Consider the following 17,867-nt stretch of genomic DNA (forward strand, 5'->3'; position numbering starts at 1 on the left):
TTTCAGCTCAACGTATGGGTAACTTCCTGAAGATCCTGACCATCCAGCTCACGTTCAAAACTGCGTAAACGTTTATAGATGGACATCAGCTCTACCAGCGTGGTCCATGAACTGATCAGATACTGGAACGACCCGCGTACCTGACCAAACACGTTAGTAATTTGTGTCATCAGACCCAGCGTAATCGTACCGGCTACAATCGACGGGAACAGCAGGAACAAACCGAAAACGTTATCTACCTGCAGATACAGAATGCGGGCAATGTTGAAATACATGTAGTGGAAATAGAGGCGGAAGTAGTTCCGGCGTACCGCGCCAAACAGCTCACGCACCGTCGGCGGCGAGGCGCGGCTGGCATCGTCTTCGCCGTAAACCAGCTCTTTACGGTAGGCGGCCTCAACGCGCTGGTTTTTGAACTCCAGCCCCGGCAGTTTGATCCCCACCACCGCCAGCAGACCAGTGCCCATCAGCGACCAGACAATCGCGGCGATCACCAGGCCATAGGGCAGATGACCCACAATCGGCAGGTCCGGCACGTGCGCCGACAGCGTGACCAGCACCGGCAGGAAGGCGATCAGGGTCATAATGGCGTTGATAAAGCTGACCCCCATATCCTCAAGCGTGGAGGCAAAGCGCATGGTGTCTTCCTGCACACGCTGGGCTGCACCTTCAATATGGCGCAGCTGCTGCCAGTGGGCCATATAGTGTTCGTTCATCGCGGTACGCCAGCGGAAGACGTAGTGGCTGACGAAGAAGTTATTCATCACACCGATAACAACGGCGATAAGCGCGATACCGAGGAACACGCCAACTTCATGATAAAACTGATTGATAGAGACTTTGTGCGGCGCGCTGAGGGCGGTCTGGATCAGATCATAGAACGGGGCATACCAGGCGTTGACCGCCACGCCCACCTCCACCAGAAACCAGGTGACGAAAATAATCAGCGCGGTGCCGAGAATCGACCAGTACTGCCAGCGGTGCGACGAGTAGACAAACCAGAACAGGGCAAACACCCCGACGCAGAACGCATAATAGGCATAGAAAATCAGATAGCTGCGTGACCAGAAACGTGCCGCGCTGATCGGCACATCACCCGTAGCGCCAACCAGACGCTCAAACCAGGCCCCGCCACCCGCCTGCCAGAAAATGACAGCGATCAGAGCCCAAATAAAGGCCGAGAGAAAAAAGGGTCCCGGTTTTGGGAAAAACGACTTAAACATAACGCTTCCTTCTTGTAGTTATCGCTACTGCTGTGGACGACGGATTATCAGACCTGTGGGCCCTGTATTAGTTCGCCGTCAACCGCCACCCGAGCGGAAAAGCCAATGAACCTGGCAGGTATCATAAGCGCAATGTCACAAAACAGGAGATGGGTAATAACGAAATTGTTCGTATTTACCCGCGGTTACGTTTTTCACGCTATCGTTATGCTGTTATGGCCTTTGCATTATGGTGTTTAGTAGTATAAATACGCATACTTTTTCATTCACTTCATGGATACTTTCGTTGAAACGTTGTCTGTTCCTCTCCGCCGCGCTGTTTACGACCAGCCTCACCAGCGCGCAGGCTGTCGAGCCGATCGCCGACCCGGCTTTTGCCTCCGATGTGGTTGATCGCTACGCGAATCATATTTTTTACGGAAGTGGCGCAACGGGGATGGCTCTGGTGGCGATTGACGGCAACCAGCGCGTATTCCGCAGCTTTGGCGAAACGCGCCCGGGCAATAATATCCATCCACAGCTTGATTCTGTGGTGCGCATCGCCTCCCTGACCAAGTTAATGACCAGTGAGATGCTGGTGAAACTGCTCGATCAGGGCGTGGTCAAGCTCAACGATCCGTTAAGTAAATACGCGCCGCCGGGCGCCCGGGTGCCGACATATCAGGGCGCGCCGATTACGCTCGTCAACCTGGCTACCCACACCAGCGCCCTGCCACGCGAACAGCCTGGCGGCGCGGCCCATCGTCCGGTCTTCGTCTGGCCAACCCGCGAGCAGCGCTGGAACTGGCTGTCGACGGCCACCCTGAAATCGTCCCCGGGCTCGCAGGCCGCCTACTCGAACCTGGCGTTCGATCTGCTGGCCGATGCGCTCGGCAATGCCGCGGGCAAGCCCTATGCGCAGCTGTTCGAAGAGCAAATTACCCGCCCGCTGGGGATGAAAGATACCACCTTTACCCCTTCTCCCGATCAATGCAAACGCCTGATGGTGGCGGAAAAAGGGGCCAGCCCGTGTAATAACACGCTGGCGGCGGTCGGTAGCGGCGGAGTTTACTCCACCCCTGGCGACATGATGCGCTGGATGCAGCAGTTCCTCTCCTCTGATTTCTACGCGCGCAGCAATCAGGCCGACAGAATGCAGACCCTGATCTATCAACGCAGCCAGTTAAGCCGGGTGATCGGGATGGATGTACCAGGCCGCGCGGACGCGCTGGGTCTTGGCTGGGTCTATATGGCGCCTAAAAATGGGCGTCCTGGCATCATTCAGAAAACCGGCGGTGGCGGCGGATTTATCACCTATATGGCGATGATCCCGCAATCTAACGTGGGGGTATTTGTGGTGGTGACGCGCTCGCCGCTCACGCGTTTCGTCAACATGAGCGACGGCGTTAACCAACTGGTGGTGGAGCTGAGCGAGAATAAACCGCGGGTTATCCCGGCATCCTGACGCTAATATTCAGCGGGCAAGTGGTTGATTCTGACCAGTTTGCCCCTGTCCATGGTGATGTAGTTTCCCTGGCGTAACGCTGCAAGCACTTCTGCCACCACGGAACGCGAAATACGTGTGCGGCGCTGGATATAATTCATTACGCCCACCCGCATACGCAGCGTCTCATCCCACTGGGCCATATCCAGCAACGTGGAACGGATTTGACTGTACGAATTGTTGCCCACCAGCTGTTTGTCGCGGATCTCCATTACCCGGTGGTGCCAGGAGAGCCAGCAGAAGGCATCTGACCATAAACCGGCCTGCTGGATCAGATGACGGGCCCCGGATGCGGGTAGCCAGAAACCAGTACAGGGGGATTGTGCCACCAGCAGGTATTCGGTGCTGCAGCCCATCATGCCAGCATTAAGCCCGAAAATATAAGGTGCGGTGACAATCTCTATCAGCAGATCGTCCTGCTGACGGTGGATACTGAGCGTGCCCGACTGCAGCACTACTGCGTTTTCATTTTCTTTATCGCAATCCTCAAAGACAGGATGCATTGCAGGAAGCGTAAATGGCGTGCTGTGCGCCACCAGGCACTGTTCAAGTCGGGAGAACTCAGAAATGGGTTTTGCATAACGGTTCATGAGATCTCAAGTCATCCTTAACTGACGCTATAACAACGGGGAGGCAAGCCTCCCCGTATCAGACATATTACCAGGTGTATTTCACACCCAGATTTGCGCCCCAGTTTTGATCGACATCACCACCACCCAGATAGGTAGCATCAGTGTATGCACTGAAGTTTTTGGTGAAGCTGAACTGGGTTCCCAGGCCTACACGTACCGCAGAGCCTTTCACACCATTATCGATGTTGTCGCCGTTAACTTTGGCATCTTCACCGGCATCGTCATAAACGTAGGCCAGTTTGAAGAACGGCGTCAGCGCCTGATCGCCGCCATAACCGAAGGTATAACCTGCATCGATACCGGCTTCATAACGCATGCTGTCGTAAGACTGGCTTCCCACACGCAGGTCGTTGCTCAGGCGGTAGTCATCCCCAGACTGGAACAGACCGGAGATGGCTGCATATGGGGTCAGGTAACCGGCAGTGTTCGGTTTCCAGTCGTAACCCAGTTTCAGCCCAAAGCCCCAGGCGTCATTCGTGGTATTGCCATCGACATATTCACCATTGCTCATGTTCGCTGAGAGATCGTTATTGAAGCGCGAGTAGCTCAGAGAGCTATCGATGAAGACATCGTTAGCAAAGCGCGCGGCGGAATAGAGCATTGCAGTCTGGCTGTCCTGATCCACCTGACCGCTGCGGTCGCTCATATCGCCTTTCGCAAAGCCTGCTGCCGCACCGAAGATCCAGTCAGCGTTATTGCCATCAATATGGGTATCGAGGCCCACCATGATGCCGCTAACGTCCTGATCGTAATGGATAGTGCCGTTATCGCCGTCAAAATTAACGCCGAAGACGTTCACCCATGCGCCACCGTTGTCTGCCAGGCCATGACGGCTGTTGGTCAGACGGTTAGCGAGCGCATCCTGCTGCAGGTGCCAGATGTTGGTGTTGGCAGATGGAATGCTCAGCGCCATGTTGGCGTAATCAGTCAGACGCTCCTGACGCAGCACCACGGTATCGCCCTGCTGCTGTGCCTGATAGGTGTAAGCACCAAGATCCGCTTTATTGGCTGCGGTGAAGCTGGCCTGCGTATCGGCGTTATTATCGTAGACGCGAATAATTTCCTTATTCTTGTAGTCAGCGACAGAACCCGCGCCGGTTGCGTCATCCAGACGCACTTTATAGTTACCGGACACTTCACCGTTCACCGCCAGATGACCGTCAGAGTTCAGGGCGATCACCCCGTAATCGTAATCGGCCTGGTGGATATCATTGGTGATATAGCGAGCATTGTTCAGATCGGAATTGAACACATAATCACGGCTGGCAACATTCAGCACACCGCCATCGGTCAGCACCATTTTATGAGTGTCGACCTGGCCCAGACCCAGCGCCAGTTCAGCATGGTTATCCACGGTAATGGTGTTGGCATACAGCTCCGCGGTTTCCTGAGTCAGGGTGGTCCGGCTTGCGCTGTCGAGATACAGGCTGTCGGTTGCCACAGCACCGGAATCGCCGATGTTCATGGTCGACGCGTTGGTCAGAGTGATGCTGTCAGCCAGTAAGCCGGAGTTTTCTACATTGACCTGTGAACGGTTGTTGACGGTCAGCTTGTCAATGTTGGATTGCTTACGGGTATCCCATTCGGAACCGTTATCCAGTGCGACGTTGAACAGACCGCTCTGATAAACCTGATTGCCCACCAGATGGCCATTGCTGTTGAAGGTGGAGCCAGGCCAGATGCTGTTTGGCTCCAGGCTACGCCAGTCAACGCTGCTGTAGCCCAGACCATACATCTGAGAAGGTCCAATCGCCTCGACGCTGGAGACGGCTGCGCCGACCCACTTGCTGCCGTTGGTAAGGGTCAGATCCAGTTTGTCAGTACCATCCCAGCCGTTAGTGGTCGGGTTGTAGACGTTGTCAGCAGTGGTGTCGGTAGCCGGATCGCCATCTGGATAGAAGTTGTTGTCGAAGGTGCTGGTGAACAACACATCGCCGGTCAGCGTGGAGTGATCGAAGTTAGCCGTAGTCTGCATGGCGTTATCTGCACTGCTGGCACTGACGATCAGCGCTGCATCATCCGCAGCCGTAGCGTTGCTCTCGCCGTAATCGCTTGGTTTCGCCGACTGACCGTAAAAACCGTTGGTGCCCAGATCGCTGTATGCGCCGGAGGTGACAACCGAATCTTTAACCTGCAGGGTGTTGGTAAAGACATGGCCGTTGTCTTCAATGCCGGTCACAGAATCATACGGCGTGTTATCCAGCTGGTGATAGCCCTGAGTCAGGGTGATACCGGCCACGCGGGAGTTGTTTTGAATAACGATGTCAGATTCTACGTCGAGGGTAATGGCATTGCCCAGCGCGTAAGTATCCCAGTAACGGGTGGTTGTGTTGGTACCCTCAACGACGTCATACGCGTAGTGCTCGTAGGTATCATTGATGGTTGAATTGTCGACATTCAGACTAAAACGATCGTACTGGTTATGCGTTGTACCATCTGCATTCAAACCGCCAGCACATTCGGTGGTCATGCAACCGGAGGTGATCATACCGTTGACTGTGCTGTTGGAAATTGACAGCGAATTGGCATGCCCGCCCGCACCATCATCAAGGTAATACGTTGAGATAACGCCGTTTACTGTCGACTTGTTAATGACAGGATAGATATCGTTGTCATGTGTCGCACTGGAGTAATTCCAGTCGGTGTAGCCGTTATACCAGGCGGAGGTAGACGTATTATCATATCCAAAGGTGTTATAAGTGCTACCAGAAATATCTTTTGCATTGGCCTGAGAAGCGATAGCCAGCGTGCAGGCTAATGCAAGTTGAGATACAACAAATTTCTTTTTCCATGTTTGCATTGGGTCATCCCTCCTCAGGGACGTAAGCAAGTTTGTCCGTAAATACAGTGCAAATATATTGCGAGGAGAATTATGCAGTCCCTGAAGAAAATAGTTCAATGAATGCAGTAATTATGTCCGAAAACAGACAATATAAGCCAGGCACTTTTTAAAATATAAAAAATAATAATAAAAACTATAAATAACAGAAGCTTAAATTCAATCGAAAGAAAAGAAACACAAGGCGAAAGATCATCGGGAATTATTAAATAAAAGGGAATAAGAAATATAATATATAAATAATAAGAGCGATTATAAAAAACAATGAGAAGGATTAGGATATTACCAGGGATACCTATATCCAGGTTCCAGTAATTATCGCGAGATTTTATAATGTAAACTTATTTCAAGGTGTAAAATATAAAGCCATAAATAATACCGCTCCCACCACCCTGCATTCTCTACCTAAACGACAACTTTAGTAAAACAGTCCGGCTGCATTTCAGGTACACTGTTCCTCTTCGATTCACTACCTCAGGCATATCATGACCGATTTAATTGCTCGTCCCCGTCGCCTGCGCAAAACCCCGGCGTTGCGCGCATTATTTGAAGAGACAACCCTGTCCCTGAACGATCTGGTGTTGCCGATTTTTGTTGAAGAAGAGATCGACGACTACAAAGCCATCGACGCCATGCCAGGCGTGATGCGCATTCCTGAGAAGCATCTGGCGCGCGAAATCGAACGCATTGCCAACGCAGGCATCCGCTCAATCATGACCTTCGGCATCTCCCACCATACTGATGCCACCGGCAGCGATGCCTGGAAAGAGGACGGTCTGGTGGCGCGTATGTCGCGCATCGCCAAACAGGCGGTGCCAGAGATGATCGTCATGTCCGACACCTGCTTCTGCGAATATACCTCCCACGGTCACTGCGGCGTGCTGTGCGATCACGGCGTGGATAACGATGCCACCCTGGAAAACCTAGGCAAACAGGCCGTAGTGGCTGCCGCCGCAGGCGCAGACTTTATCGCGCCGTCTGCCGCAATGGACGGCCAGGTGCAGGCCATTCGTCAGGCGCTGGACGCCGCGGGCTTCACCGATACCGCAATCATGTCCTACTCCACCAAATTCGCCTCCTCCTTCTACGGTCCGTTCCGTGAAGCGGCGGGCACCGCGCTGAAGGGCGATCGCAAAACCTACCAGATGAACCCGCTGAACCGCCGCGAAGCGATCCGTGAATCGCTGCTCGACGAAGCGCAGGGTGCTGACTGCCTGATGGTGAAACCGGCTGGCGCATATCTGGATATCCTGCGCGATATTCGCGAGCGCACCGAGCTGCCGCTGGGCGCCTATCAGGTGAGCGGCGAGTACGCGATGATCAAATTCGCCGCCCAGGCGGGGGCGATCGACGAAGAGAAAGTGATCCTCGAAAGTCTGGGGGCGATCAAGCGCGCCGGCGCGGATCTGATCTTCAGCTACTTCGCGCTGGATCTGGCCGAGAAGAAAATTCTGCGTTAATCCGTATTGCCGGGTGGCGGCTTCGCCTTACCCGGCCTACGGGCCCACAACACAAGCTTCACTCCTCTGCAATACAATCGACATCTGGCGCTTCTACTGTCTCAGCAGAACAGGAGGAGGAGCCACCATGTTTAGTCTCGACAGCGTTCTCGATGACCTTTGGCCGCAGGCAAAACCTGCACCCTGGCAAAAAAACCTGTTAAAGAAGCTCTTACACGAAGAGGAGTTTCAGCAGTTTGCCGCCGACCACCGTCACCTGAAAGGGCTCGATATGGTGGAACAGGTTCTGGACCATCTTGATATCCTCTGTACCATTCCGGCTCACGACCTCGAACAGATCCCCGCCCACGGCCCGCTGATTGTTATCGCGAACCACCCCACCGGTACGCTGGACGGGCTGGCGCTGCTGTACGCCGTTTCCCGGGTGCGCCGGGATGTGAAAGTGGTAACCAACCGGATGCTGACGCATCTGGCGCCGTTAAGCTCGCTGTTTATCCCTGTGGATAATATGGGCGGGCGGACGGCAAAATCCTCGTTCACCCTGATGGAGCAGCACCTGCAAAATGGTGGGGTGCTGATTTTCTTCCCGGCAGGGGAAGTCTCCCGCCCCACGCGCACCGGGATCCGCGATAAAAAGTGGCAACCCGGCTTTATCAAGCTGGCGGGCAAATTCCGCGCCCCGCTGCTGCCGGTCCATATCCACGCCCGCAACAGCCTGCTGTTTTATGCGAGCACCCTGCTCTCTCCAGACCTGTCGATGCTGCTGCTGATGCAGCAGATGTTTCGCCGTCGCCACAGCCGCCTGCCGGTGAAAATCGGTCAGCAGATCGGCTGGCACCACTGGTACAGCCCTACGCTCTCCGCCCGGGAGATGGCCGAGCAGTGCCGCCAGCACGTGCTGCGTCTCGGCAAAGGGCTGCCGGGCGTGTTCAAAAGTGAGTCCGCCATTGCCCGCCCGGAAGATCGGGCGACCCTGAAGCGCGAGCTGGCGCAGGCGGAGTGTCTGGGCACCACCGCCGATGGCAAAAGCATCTATCTGTGGCAGCGCAACGGCCAGGAAGAGGCGCCGATCCTGCGCGAGCTGGGCCGCCTGCGGGAAATTGCTTTTCGCGCCGTGGCCGAAGGCAGCGGTAAACGACGCGATACCGATCGCTATGACGATGACTATCTGCACCTGATTTTATGGGATGACGACGATCTGGAGATTGTCGGCGCCTACCGCTTTATGCCGACCGCCTTGCAGGGACGGGATGCGCTCTACAGCCACAGTCTGTTTCACTACGGCGACGACATGGATGAGATCCTCGAGCACGGGATTGAACTGGGACGCAGCTTTATTCAGCCGCGCTACTGGGGACGACGCGGGCTCGACTACCTGTGGTCCGGCATTGGCGCTTATCTGGCGCGCTATCCGCACTACCGCTATCTGTTCGGGCCGGTCTCCATCTCCGGGGGATTACCGCCCGCGGCGCGGGATCTGCTGGTGGCTTTCTACCGGCTCTGGTTCCCGGCCACTCATCCGCTGGCGACCTCGCGCCGCCCGTATCCCGCCTCATTGCCCGACGTGCTGGCGCAGTTTGGGGGCGAAGATTACGTGGAGGATCTGACCCGGCTGAAATCACTGCTCGGCAATCTGGGGTGCGGCATCCCGCCGCTGTACAAGCAATATTCCGAGCTGTGCGAGCCCGGCGGCGTGCAGTTTATCGATTTTGGCAGCGACCCGGCGTTCAACAACTGCGTGGACGGGCTGGTGCTTGTGGATTTGTGTTATCTGAAAGCCAGCCGTTATCAGCGGTATATCGAAGCCCATTTGTAGCGCCCGGTGGCGGCTTCGCCTTACCGGGCCTACGGGTGCCTCTGTCATGGGGCACGATAAAATGGTTTATCCCCTAAAATCGTTGCCCGATGCATTATCCGCCGCTGCGGCAGGTAATCGGCATTGGCGTAATGCTGGGTCACCCGGTTATCCCAGATCGCCAGATCGTTCTCCTGCCAGCGCCAGCGCACCTGGAACTCAGGCTTAGTGATATGCGCAAACAGGAACCCCAGCAGCGCCTCGCTCTCTTTCTCGCTCAGGTCAACAATCCGCGTGGTGAAGCCTTCGTTGACAAACAGCGCCTGTTTGCCGCTCACCGGATGGGTGCGCACCACCGGGTGCAGCAGCGGCGGGTGTTTTGCAACGGCCTCCCGCCAGCGCTGGTGCTCCTCTTCCGTTTTACGGTACTTATACTCCGGGAACGATTTTTTGAAATCATGCTCCGCCCGCAGGCCGCTCAGCAGCTGTTGGAACGGGGCGGATAACGCCTCGAAGGCGGCAATTCCGCTGGCCCACAGCGTATCCCCTCCGCTCTCCGGCAACCGTTTCGCCGCGAGGATCGCCCCGGCGGGCGGGGTCTCGATAAAGGTGACATCGGTGTGCCAGTTGTCGTTATCCGGTGGATTATCGTTATGGGTATCCAGCACGATGATCTCCTCCACGCCCTCGGCATGGGGATAGACCGGGTGAATATGCAGATCGCCAAACCGCAGCGCCAGGGCGCGCTGCTGCTGGGGCGTCACCGCCTGCTCGCGCAGGAATACCACCTGATGGCGCAGCACCGCGTGATAGAGCTGCTCAAACTGGTTATCGCTTAATGGGCGGGTCACATCCAGGCCGGAAATCTGTGCGCCAATGTACGGCCCCAGCGGGGTAATGGTCAGACGTTCACTCATTGTATCTCTCCATGCCAGGGCGTCAGGCGGCGCTGTAGCGCGCGCAGCCCCAGTTCTAATCCGAAGGCGATCACGGCGATCACCGCGATCCCTGCCAGCACCACGTCCGTCGCCAGGAACTCCCCCGCCGACTGGACCATAAAGCCTAATCCGCGCGTGGCGGCGATCAGCTCAGCCGCCACCAGCGTTGACCAGCCGACGCCGAGGCCGATGCGCAGCCCGGTCAGGATCTCCGGCAGCGCGCCGGGCAAAATCACAAACCACAGCACCTGGGCACGGCTGGCCCCCAGCGACTGCGCCGCGCGGATCCGCACCTGCTGGGCGCTTTTGACCCCCGCCACCGCCGACATCGCCACCGGGGCGAAAATTGCCAGGTAGATCAGCAGGATCTTTGAGGTCTCGCCGATGCCAAACCAGATCACCATCAGCGGTAAATACGCCAGCGGCGGCACCGGGCGATAAAGCTCAATCAGCGGATCGAGAATGCCCCGCACCGTCGGGCTTAAACCCATCGCGATGCCCACCGGGATCCCGACGATCGTCGCCGCCAGCAGGGCCACCAGAATGCGTCCCAGGCTGGCCGCCAGATGCTGCCACAGAGTGGCATCCATAAACCCTTGCGGACCGGCGATGGTAAAGAGTTTCACCAGCACCTGGCCCGGCGGCGGCAGGAACAGCGGGCTTATCCACTGCGCCGCCGCCACTGCCCACCACACCGCAAGCAGCATCAGCAGGGTGGTGACGCTGAGCGTCAACGAGCGGGAAAAGGGCCAGCGCAGGGTCAGCCGTTTGCGCGCGGTTTTGTCATTCACCACAATGCTCATGAGAAGGCCTCCCGCTGTTCAAACACGCGGCTCAGCACATATTCGCGCCGGGCAATAAAATCGGGGTCAGACTTGATGCTGCGCACCGGCTCTCCCGCCACGAAGCGGCGGGCAAAGTTGAGCGGCAGACGCTCCAGCACCCGGCCCGGCCCCGGCGAGAGCAGCACCAGCTCGGTGGCCATAAACACCGCTTCTTCGATGTCGTGAGTGATGAGCAGCACCTGCTTGCCAGTTTCATGCCACAGGCGCAGCAGCAGGGTTTGCATCTGCTCACGGGTAAAGGCGTCCAGCGCGCCGAAGGGTTCATCCAGCAGCAACAGCTGAGGGTTGGCGGCCAGCGCCCGGGCGATGCCGACGCGCTGACGCTGCCCGCCGGAGAGCTGCCAGATAAAGCGTTTTTCCGCTCCCTCCAGCCCCACCTTTTTCAGCATGTCGCGGGCAATCGCCAGCCGTGCTTCCCGTGATTCGCCCGCCAGCTGCAGGCCGAAGGCGACGTTCTCCTGCACGTTACGCCAGGGCAGCAACCCTTCGTTCTGAAAGACCACACCGCGCTCGGCACCCGGTCCCACCACCTTTTTCCCTGCCAGCTGGATAGCGCCATGCTGATAAGGTACAAACCCGGCGATCAGATTCAGCAGCGTGGTCTTCCCGCAACCGGACGGACCGAGCACCACCAGCAGCTCGCCGCTGTCCAGCGTCAGGTTGATATCCTCCAGCGCAGGCTTGCCAGCGTAATCGGCGTAGAGATTTGTAATATTCAGCATCCGGTCCCCCTTACTTCACAAAGCGATCGGTCACGTACTGGCTGTAGTCCGCCGCCACCGCGGGCACTTTGCCCTGCTCTTTCAGGAAGCCTGCGGTATCAACAATCGCTTTATTCACCGGGCCTGATAGCTGCTGCAACTGCTGGGCAGGCGTCAGGTAGGTATTGCCTTTTACCAGACCCGGCACGTCGGCCTCCGGCACGCCGCTCAGGCGGGCAAGTTTCTCCAGGTTGGCGGGCTGTTTCAGCCATTCATCCGGGTTGGCAATGTAGGGCTGCTGAGCGTCGATGGCGCTTCTGGCGAAGGCTTTCACCACCTCCGGATGTTTCTCGGCGAAGTCTTTACGCACCACCCACACGTCCAGGGTTGGCGATCCCCACTGGCCCACCTGGGCGGAGTCGGTCAGCACGCTGCCGTCCTTTTGCAGTTCGTTTACCGCCGGGGACCAGACATAAGCTCCCTCGATATCGCCACGCTGCCAGGCGGCGATGATCGCCGGGGGTTGCAGGTTGATGATCTCCACCTGCCCCGGCTTGATCCCCCAGTGTTTCAGGGCCGCGAGCAGGCTGTAATGGGTAGTGGAGATAAAGGGCACCGCGATGCGTTTGCCGATCAAATCGTCTGGCTTCGTGATGTTTTTCTTCACCACCAGCGCTTCGGAATTACCGAGCTGCGAGGCCAGCAGGAAGACTTCAATCGGCACCTGCTGACTGGCGGCAACCGCCAGCGGGCTGGAGCCGAGATTGCCAATCTGCACGTCGCCGGAGGCCAGCGCCCGGACGATGGCCGCGCCGCTGTCGAACTTACGCCAGTCCACGTTGGCGCCGCTCGTTTTCTCAAAGGTTTTATCCGCCTGGGCCACTTTTGCGGGCTCAGCGGAGGTTTGATACGCGACGGTGACATCTACCGCCTGCGCCTGGAATACCCACAGCGCCAGGGCGCCGAGTAATGAAAAACGCGATGAAATTGCCATGGTGTCTGCTCCCCTCTGTTGTTATGGAGGCAGTATTTCCGCGGCGAGTATTTTGATAAAGGAATTAAAAAGCATCGTTAATGCCGAATCGTTTTTAGAAAAAAAGCGGCAATAGATAGTGAATTTTGTGCGATCTGCCCTGCCCGGCGGCGCTGCGCTTGCCGGGCCTACAAGAGCCGTAGGCCGGATAAGGCACTGCAGGCAATATTGCAATTTTGTTACATCCGTTACATAACCGCAGCCGCACAATTGCCAGACACCTGTTGACAGGCATCATAGGCGGATAACTTCGCAAAGGTATCTGAGATGATCAAAGTGGTGCTGGTGGACGATCACGTGGTGGTGCGTTCCGGGTTCGCCCAGCTGTTAAATCTGGAAGACGATCTGGTGGTGGAAGGCCAGTACAGCAGCGCCGCAGAGGCCTGGCCCACCCTCAGCCGCGAGGCCATTGACGTGGCGGTGCTCGACGTCGCCATGCCCGATGAGAACGGCCTGAGCCTGCTTAAGCGCCTGCGCCAGCAGCGCCCGGGCTTTCGCGCCATTATCCTCAGCATCTACGACACCCCCGCCTTTGTGCAGAGCGCGCTGGACGCCGGGGCCAGCGGCTATCTCACCAAGCGCTGCGGCCCGGAAGAGCTGGTCCAGGCGGTCCGCTCCGTGGGCATGGGCGGCCACTATCTGTGCGCCGATGCGGTCAAAGCCCTGCGCGGCGGCGAGCCGGTCTCCCAGGCGCTGGCGGTGCTGACCCCGCGCGAGAAAGAGGTGTTCGAGCTGCTTGTCCAGGGCAAAAGCGTGAAGGAGATTGCCTTCCAGCTTGAGCTCAGCCACAAAACCGTCCATGTCCATCGCGCCAACGTGTTGGGCAAACTGCAGTGCAACAGCACTATCGAGCTGGTGCACTTTGCCCTCGATCACCAGCTGCTGACCGGCCACTGATGCGGCGCTCCCTGCGGCACCTCATCCTCTCGCTGTTTATTATGCTGGCCTGGGGCACCGGCTGGCTGATGCTGTGGACGCTGAGCTTTTACCTCACCCGTAACGGGCAGCAGGCGGCGCTGTTTTTGCCTCAGGGCGTCTATCTGGCGCTGCTGATCGTGCTCTCGCGCCGCTTCTGGCCTGCGCTGATTGTCCCTCCGCTGGCGGCGATGTTCTGGCTGCACGAGGAACAGTTGCTGACCCATCACCTGATGCTGGTGGTGCCGCTGGTGGGCACCGTCAGTGCGTGGCTGGCGCAGCACTACTGGCACCGCTATCCCCTCTACTGGCAGCGCCTGTCGCTGCTGATCGCGGCAGTGACCCTCAATGCCCTGCTCCAGACCCTGATCCTGGCGCCGTTCCTTGAAAGCCCGACCACGCTGCTGGTGCTGGCCTCCTTTACTGGCGGGGTGCTACTGACGCCGTTCGTCTACCTTGTGTTTGAGTTTTTGCGCCAGCAGCATCGCTACCATCTGCTGGGACTCGATACCAGCAACCCGCCGCTGCGCACCTCGCTTATCATCTGGTGCAGCCTGTTTTTTATTATCGGTATCGGCACCCAGATGGTGCTTTCCCCGTCCCTGGAGCGGCTGCTGCTGATTGTGGTGTTTCTGCCCAACGTGGTGATGGCGTGGAAGTTCGGCTGGCAGGGGGGCGTGCTCTCCGGGCTGCTGGGCAGCATGATGATCACCATTGCCCGTCAGGTCGGCGTAGGGTTCAGCGATCTGCTGGAGCTGGAAATTTTTCTCGCCACCCAGTCGCTGCTGGGGATTGGGCTGGGGATCGCTATCAGCCGCCAGCAACATCTGGCGATGAACCTCGATCACTATCGTCGTCGGCTGGAGGCAGAATTGCAGGCCCGACGCGAGCTGACCGAAAAGCTGATCCATACCGAAGAGGATACCCGCAAGCACCTGGCCCGGGAGCTGCACGACGAGATTGGGCAGAACATCACCGCCATTCAGATCCAGTCCCAGCTGGTGAAACGGGCGGGAGATAATCCACAGGCGCTGGAGGCCGCCGGGCAAATTAACGAGCTGGCCCGCCGCATTCACCACTCCACCCGCCAGCTGCTGCGCCAGCTTCGCCCCCCGGTGCTGGACGAGCTCTCCCTGAACGAGGCCCTGCACCACCTGGTGAACGAGTTCGCCTTTGCCGAGCGCGGCATTCAGTGTCGGTTTGACTACCGGCTCACCGCTCCGCCGCAGAGTGAAACCCTGGTCTTTACCCTCTATCGATTGCTCCAGGAGCTGTTGAATAACGTCTGCAAACATGCCAACGCCAGCGAGGTCAGCGTTCTGCTCTGTGAGCAGGATAACCAGCTGCGCCTGGAGGTTCGGGATAACGGCAGCGGTATCATTACGCAGCAGATCCCCGGTTTTGGTATCCAGGGGATGCGCGAGCGGGTGCATGCCCTGGGCGGCGAATTTACCCTGGAGTCCCAGGGCGGCACGCGCGTAATTGTTAACCTGCCCACAGTTTTGCAACAAACACACCGCTAACCAGGAAAAAGTCTTAGTCACGCCAGACTTTCTCTCATCCCTTTTTCCTCGCCCTTTCATACAGTCATTGCAAATGGAGAACGCCATGCCCGCACTGTCAGCTGAACAGGTTACTCAACGCTACCGCAGGCTGCGCCCGCGACTGCTGCTCTGCATGGTCACCGGCTACGCCGCGTTTTACCTGACGCGTAAAAGCCTCAACTACGTGCTGCCCGCATTGCAGTTGGATCTGGGGTTAAGCAAGAGCGATATCGGCCTGATCGGGTCACTGTTCTACCTCAGCTACGGCCTGTCGAAATTTGCCGCCGGACTGTGGCATGACAGTAAAGGCCAGCGGGCGTTTATGGGCATCGGCCTGATGGCGACCGGGGTGCTGAACGTGCTGTTCGCCTTCGGCGACTCCCTGCCCTTGCTGCTGTTTATCTGGACGCTGAACGGCTTCTTTCAGGGATGGGGATGGCCGCCCTGCGCCAGGTTGCTCACCCACTGGTATTCGCGCAACGAGCGCGGCTTCTGGTGGGGATGCTGGAACACCTCTATTAACATCGGCGGGGCAATTATTCCGCTGATCTGCGCCTTCGCCGCCCATCGCTGGGGCTGGCAGGCGGCGATGCTGACACCGGGGATCATCAGTATCGTGCTCGGCCTGTGGCTGACCACACAACTGCGGGGCACACCGCAGGAAGAGGGTCTGCCGTCGGTCGGGGAGTGGCGCAACGATCCGCTGGAGTTGCGCCAGGAGCAGCAGAGTCCGCCGATGGGGCTGTGGCAGATGTTACGCACCACCATGCTGCAAAACCCGATGATCTGGCTGCTCGGGGCCTCCTATGTGCTGGTTTATCTGATCCGCATCGCCCTGAACGACTGGGGCAACATCTGGCTGGCGGAGAGCCACGGGGTAAACCTGCTGAGCGCCAACGCCACGGTGATGCTGTTCGAGGTGGGCGGCCTGCTCGGGGCACTGTTTGCCGGATGGGGGTCGGATCTGCTGTTCAGCGGCCAGCGGGCACCGATGATTTTGCTGTTCACACTGGGGCTGATGGTGTCGGTCGCCGCCCTGTGGCTGGCCCCGGTTCACCACTACGCCCTGCTGGCGATGTGCTTTTTTACGGTGGGATTTTTTGTCTTTGGTCCGCAGATGCTCATCGGCCTTGCCGCCGTAGAGTGCGGGCACAAGCAGGCGGCAGGCTCGATTACCGGTTTTCTTGGCGTGTTTGCCTATCTTGGGGCGGCGCTGGCCGGGTGGCCGCTGTCGCAGGTTATCGAACGCTACGGCTGGTCGGGGATGTTCAGTTTGCTCTCGATTGCTGCCGTGCTGATGGGTTTACTCCTGATGCCCCTGCTGATGGCGGGCATCACCGCTTCTCGCAGTCACATAACGTCATAAAAAGGGCTGAATAATGAAAACAACGCTTCTCTCTACCCTCATTGCTTCCGGGATCGCGCTGGCAACCTTAACCGGTGCCGCACAGGCCAAAGGCCGCCTGGTGGTCTACTGCAGCGCCACCAACGAAATGTGCGAGGCCGAAACCAAAGCGTTTGGCGACAAGTACGACGTCAAAACCTCGTTTATCCGCAACGGCTCCGGCAGTACGCTGGCGAAAGTGGATGCCGAGAAGAAAAACCCGCAGGCTGACGTCTGGTACGGCGGCACCCTGGACCCGCAGTCTCAGGCCGGTGAGATGGGGCTGCTGCAACCATATAAATCGAAAAACCTGGAGCAGATCATGGAGAAATTCCGCGATCCGGCCAAGGTGAAAGGCAACCTCTCTTCTGCGGTTTACGTGGGCATTCTGGGCTTTGGCGTTAATACCCAGCGCCTGAAAGAGAAGAACCTGCCGGTGCCGCAGTGCTGGAAAGATCTGACCAAACCGGAATACAAGGGCGAGATCCAGATTGCCGATCCGCAAAGCTCCGGCACCGCCTACACCGCGCTGGCGACCTTCGTCCAGCTCTGGGGAGAAGATCAGGCTTTCGACTATCTCAAACAGCTGAACGGCAACGTCTCCCAGTACACTAAATCGGGCATCGCCCCGGCGCGTAACGCTGCCCGCGGTGAAACAGCCATCGGCATCGGCTTCCTGCACGACTACTCGCTGGAAAAAGAACAGGGCGCGCCGCTGGAGCTGATCTCGCCGTGCGAAGGCACCGGGTATGAAATCGGCGGCGTCAGCATCCTGAAGGGCGCGCGCAACGAAGAGAACGCGAAGCTGTTCGTGGACTGGGTGCTGTCGAAAGAGGCCCAGGAGCTGGCGTGGAAGCAGGGCAAGTCCTATCAGATCCTGACCAACACCACCGCAGAGACCTCACCGAACTCGCTGAAGCTGGATGACCTGAAGCTCATCAGCTACGACATGGATAAGTACGGCTCCACGGATGTGCGTAAGGCGCTGATCAACAAGTGGGTCAGCGACGTGAAGATGGGTAAATAAGCCCGCTATTGCTCCTTTGCCGGGTGGCGCTACGCTTACCCGGCCTAC

14 protein-coding genes are annotated in these 17,867 nt (G+C 57.8%); 7 read left to right on the plus strand and 7 right to left on the minus strand.

Annotation, left to right across the window (positions count from 1 at the left end; genetic code table 11):
- Positions 1–2: 2 nt before the first annotated feature.
- Positions 3–1,223: a peptide antibiotic transporter SbmA gene (gene sbmA / locus DVA43_RS13010; protein ID WP_114315790.1), complete on the minus strand. Its 1,221-nt coding sequence runs from the start codon at positions 1,221–1,223 to the stop codon at positions 3–5.
- 286 nt (positions 1,224–1,509) lie between these two features.
- On the opposite strand from sbmA, the gene ampH reads away from it, so the two are divergent.
- Positions 1,510–2,667, plus strand: a complete 1,158-nt coding sequence (ampH, locus tag DVA43_RS13015; protein ID WP_114315791.1) for a D-alanyl-D-alanine-carboxypeptidase/endopeptidase AmpH — start codon at positions 1,510–1,512, stop codon at positions 2,665–2,667.
- A 2-nt stretch (positions 2,668–2,669) separates the two neighbouring features.
- Here ampH and DVA43_RS13020 read toward each other — a convergent pair whose 3' ends face one another.
- On the minus strand, positions 2,670–3,296 hold the full coding sequence (locus tag DVA43_RS13020; protein WP_103823999.1) for a helix-turn-helix domain-containing protein: 627 nt from the start codon (positions 3,294–3,296) through the stop codon (positions 2,670–2,672).
- 67 nt (positions 3,297–3,363) lie between these two features.
- On the minus strand, positions 3,364–6,138 hold the full coding sequence (locus DVA43_RS13025; RefSeq protein ID WP_114315792.1) for an autotransporter outer membrane beta-barrel domain-containing protein: 2,775 nt from the start codon (positions 6,136–6,138) through the stop codon (positions 3,364–3,366).
- 524 nt (positions 6,139–6,662) lie between these two features.
- Here DVA43_RS13025 and hemB point away from each other — a divergent pair.
- Both hemB and DVA43_RS13035 read left to right on the plus strand, forming a co-directional pair.
- The gene (gene hemB, locus DVA43_RS13030) at positions 6,663–7,637 is read left to right on the plus strand and encodes a porphobilinogen synthase (protein ID WP_103823997.1); all 975 of its coding nucleotides are present in this window, start codon (positions 6,663–6,665) and stop codon (positions 7,635–7,637) included.
- A 127-nt stretch (positions 7,638–7,764) separates the two neighbouring features.
- Positions 7,765–9,453 carry a lysophospholipid acyltransferase family protein gene (locus DVA43_RS13035; RefSeq protein WP_114315793.1) on the plus strand — a complete coding sequence of 563 codons (1,689 nt, stop codon included), beginning with the start codon at positions 7,765–7,767 and terminating at the stop codon, positions 9,451–9,453.
- A 44-nt stretch (positions 9,454–9,497) separates the two neighbouring features.
- On the opposite strand, the gene tauD is transcribed toward DVA43_RS13035, so the two are convergent.
- Genes tauD through tauA form a run of 4 tightly spaced genes read right to left on the minus strand, consistent with a single transcriptional unit; the run spans position 9,498 to position 12,910 of the window.
- Positions 9,498–10,349 (minus strand): taurine dioxygenase, encoded by an 852-nt coding sequence (gene tauD, locus DVA43_RS13040; RefSeq protein WP_114315794.1) that lies wholly within the window; start codon positions 10,347–10,349, stop codon positions 9,498–9,500.
- Complete coding sequence (gene tauC / locus DVA43_RS13045) at positions 10,346–11,173, minus strand: taurine ABC transporter permease TauC (protein ID WP_114315795.1); 828 nt, start codon at positions 11,171–11,173, stop codon at positions 10,346–10,348. The genes tauD and tauC overlap by 4 nt, the downstream gene beginning before the upstream one ends.
- Positions 11,170–11,937: a taurine ABC transporter ATP-binding subunit gene (gene tauB / locus DVA43_RS13050; protein WP_114315796.1), complete on the minus strand. Its 768-nt coding sequence runs from the start codon at positions 11,935–11,937 to the stop codon at positions 11,170–11,172. Before tauB ends, tauC begins: the two co-directional genes overlap by 4 nt.
- Before the next feature lie 10 nt (positions 11,938–11,947).
- Positions 11,948–12,910, minus strand: coding sequence for a taurine ABC transporter substrate-binding protein (gene tauA, locus DVA43_RS13055; RefSeq protein ID WP_114315797.1), 963 nt, complete (start codon positions 12,908–12,910; stop codon positions 11,948–11,950).
- A gap of 306 nt (positions 12,911–13,216) precedes the next feature.
- On the opposite strand from tauA, the gene DVA43_RS13060 reads away from it, so the two are divergent.
- From DVA43_RS13060 to DVA43_RS13075, 4 genes are all read left to right on the plus strand, one after another.
- On the plus strand, positions 13,217–13,846 hold the full coding sequence (locus DVA43_RS13060) for a response regulator transcription factor (RefSeq protein WP_103823983.1): 630 nt from the start codon (positions 13,217–13,219) through the stop codon (positions 13,844–13,846).
- Entirely contained in the window at positions 13,846–15,387 is a 1,542-nt protein-coding gene (locus DVA43_RS13065) for an MASE1 domain-containing protein (RefSeq protein WP_114315798.1), read from the plus strand. Before DVA43_RS13060 ends, DVA43_RS13065 begins: the two co-directional genes overlap by 1 nt.
- Positions 15,388–15,472: 85 nt before the next feature.
- Positions 15,473–16,774 carry an MFS transporter family glucose-6-phosphate receptor UhpC gene (gene uhpC, locus DVA43_RS13070; protein ID WP_114315799.1) on the plus strand — a complete coding sequence of 434 codons (1,302 nt, stop codon included), beginning with the start codon at positions 15,473–15,475 and terminating at the stop codon, positions 16,772–16,774.
- A gap of 13 nt (positions 16,775–16,787) precedes the next feature.
- Positions 16,788–17,819, plus strand: a complete 1,032-nt coding sequence (locus tag DVA43_RS13075; RefSeq protein ID WP_032616757.1) for an ABC transporter substrate-binding protein — start codon at positions 16,788–16,790, stop codon at positions 17,817–17,819.
- The last annotated feature ends 48 nt before the right edge of the window (positions 17,820–17,867 follow it).

The organism is Leclercia sp. W6, assembly GCF_003336345.1.
GTDB lineage: Bacteria > Pseudomonadota > Gammaproteobacteria > Enterobacterales > Enterobacteriaceae > Enterobacter.

What these genes read in the sequence shown, in the direction of transcription:
- sbmA (WP_114315790.1), bottom strand. Translation starts at nt 1,223, where the DNA reads ATGTTTAAGTCGTTTTTCCCAAAACCGGGACCCTTTTTTCTCTCGGCC.
- DVA43_RS13020 (WP_103823999.1), bottom strand. Translation starts at nt 3,296, where the DNA reads ATGAACCGTTATGCAAAACCCATTTCTGAGTTCTCCCGACTTGAACAG.
- DVA43_RS13025 (WP_114315792.1), bottom strand. Translation starts at nt 6,138, where the DNA reads ATGCAAACATGGAAAAAGAAATTTGTTGTATCTCAACTTGCATTAGCC.
- hemB (WP_103823997.1), top strand. Translation starts at nt 6,663, where the DNA reads ATGACCGATTTAATTGCTCGTCCCCGTCGCCTGCGCAAAACCCCGGCG.
- DVA43_RS13035 (WP_114315793.1), top strand. Translation starts at nt 7,765, where the DNA reads ATGTTTAGTCTCGACAGCGTTCTCGATGACCTTTGGCCGCAGGCAAAA.
- tauD (WP_114315794.1), bottom strand. Translation starts at nt 10,349, where the DNA reads ATGAGTGAACGTCTGACCATTACCCCGCTGGGGCCGTACATTGGCGCA.
- tauC (WP_114315795.1), bottom strand. Translation starts at nt 11,173, where the DNA reads ATGAGCATTGTGGTGAATGACAAAACCGCGCGCAAACGGCTGACCCTG.
- tauB (WP_114315796.1), bottom strand. Translation starts at nt 11,937, where the DNA reads ATGCTGAATATTACAAATCTCTACGCCGATTACGCTGGCAAGCCTGCG.
- tauA (WP_114315797.1), bottom strand. Translation starts at nt 12,910, where the DNA reads ATGGCAATTTCATCGCGTTTTTCATTACTCGGCGCCCTGGCGCTGTGG.
- DVA43_RS13060 (WP_103823983.1), top strand. Translation starts at nt 13,217, where the DNA reads ATGATCAAAGTGGTGCTGGTGGACGATCACGTGGTGGTGCGTTCCGGG.
- DVA43_RS13065 (WP_114315798.1), top strand. Translation starts at nt 13,846, where the DNA reads ATGCGGCGCTCCCTGCGGCACCTCATCCTCTCGCTGTTTATTATGCTG.
- uhpC (WP_114315799.1), top strand. Translation starts at nt 15,473, where the DNA reads ATGCCCGCACTGTCAGCTGAACAGGTTACTCAACGCTACCGCAGGCTG.
- DVA43_RS13075 (WP_032616757.1), top strand. Translation starts at nt 16,788, where the DNA reads ATGAAAACAACGCTTCTCTCTACCCTCATTGCTTCCGGGATCGCGCTG.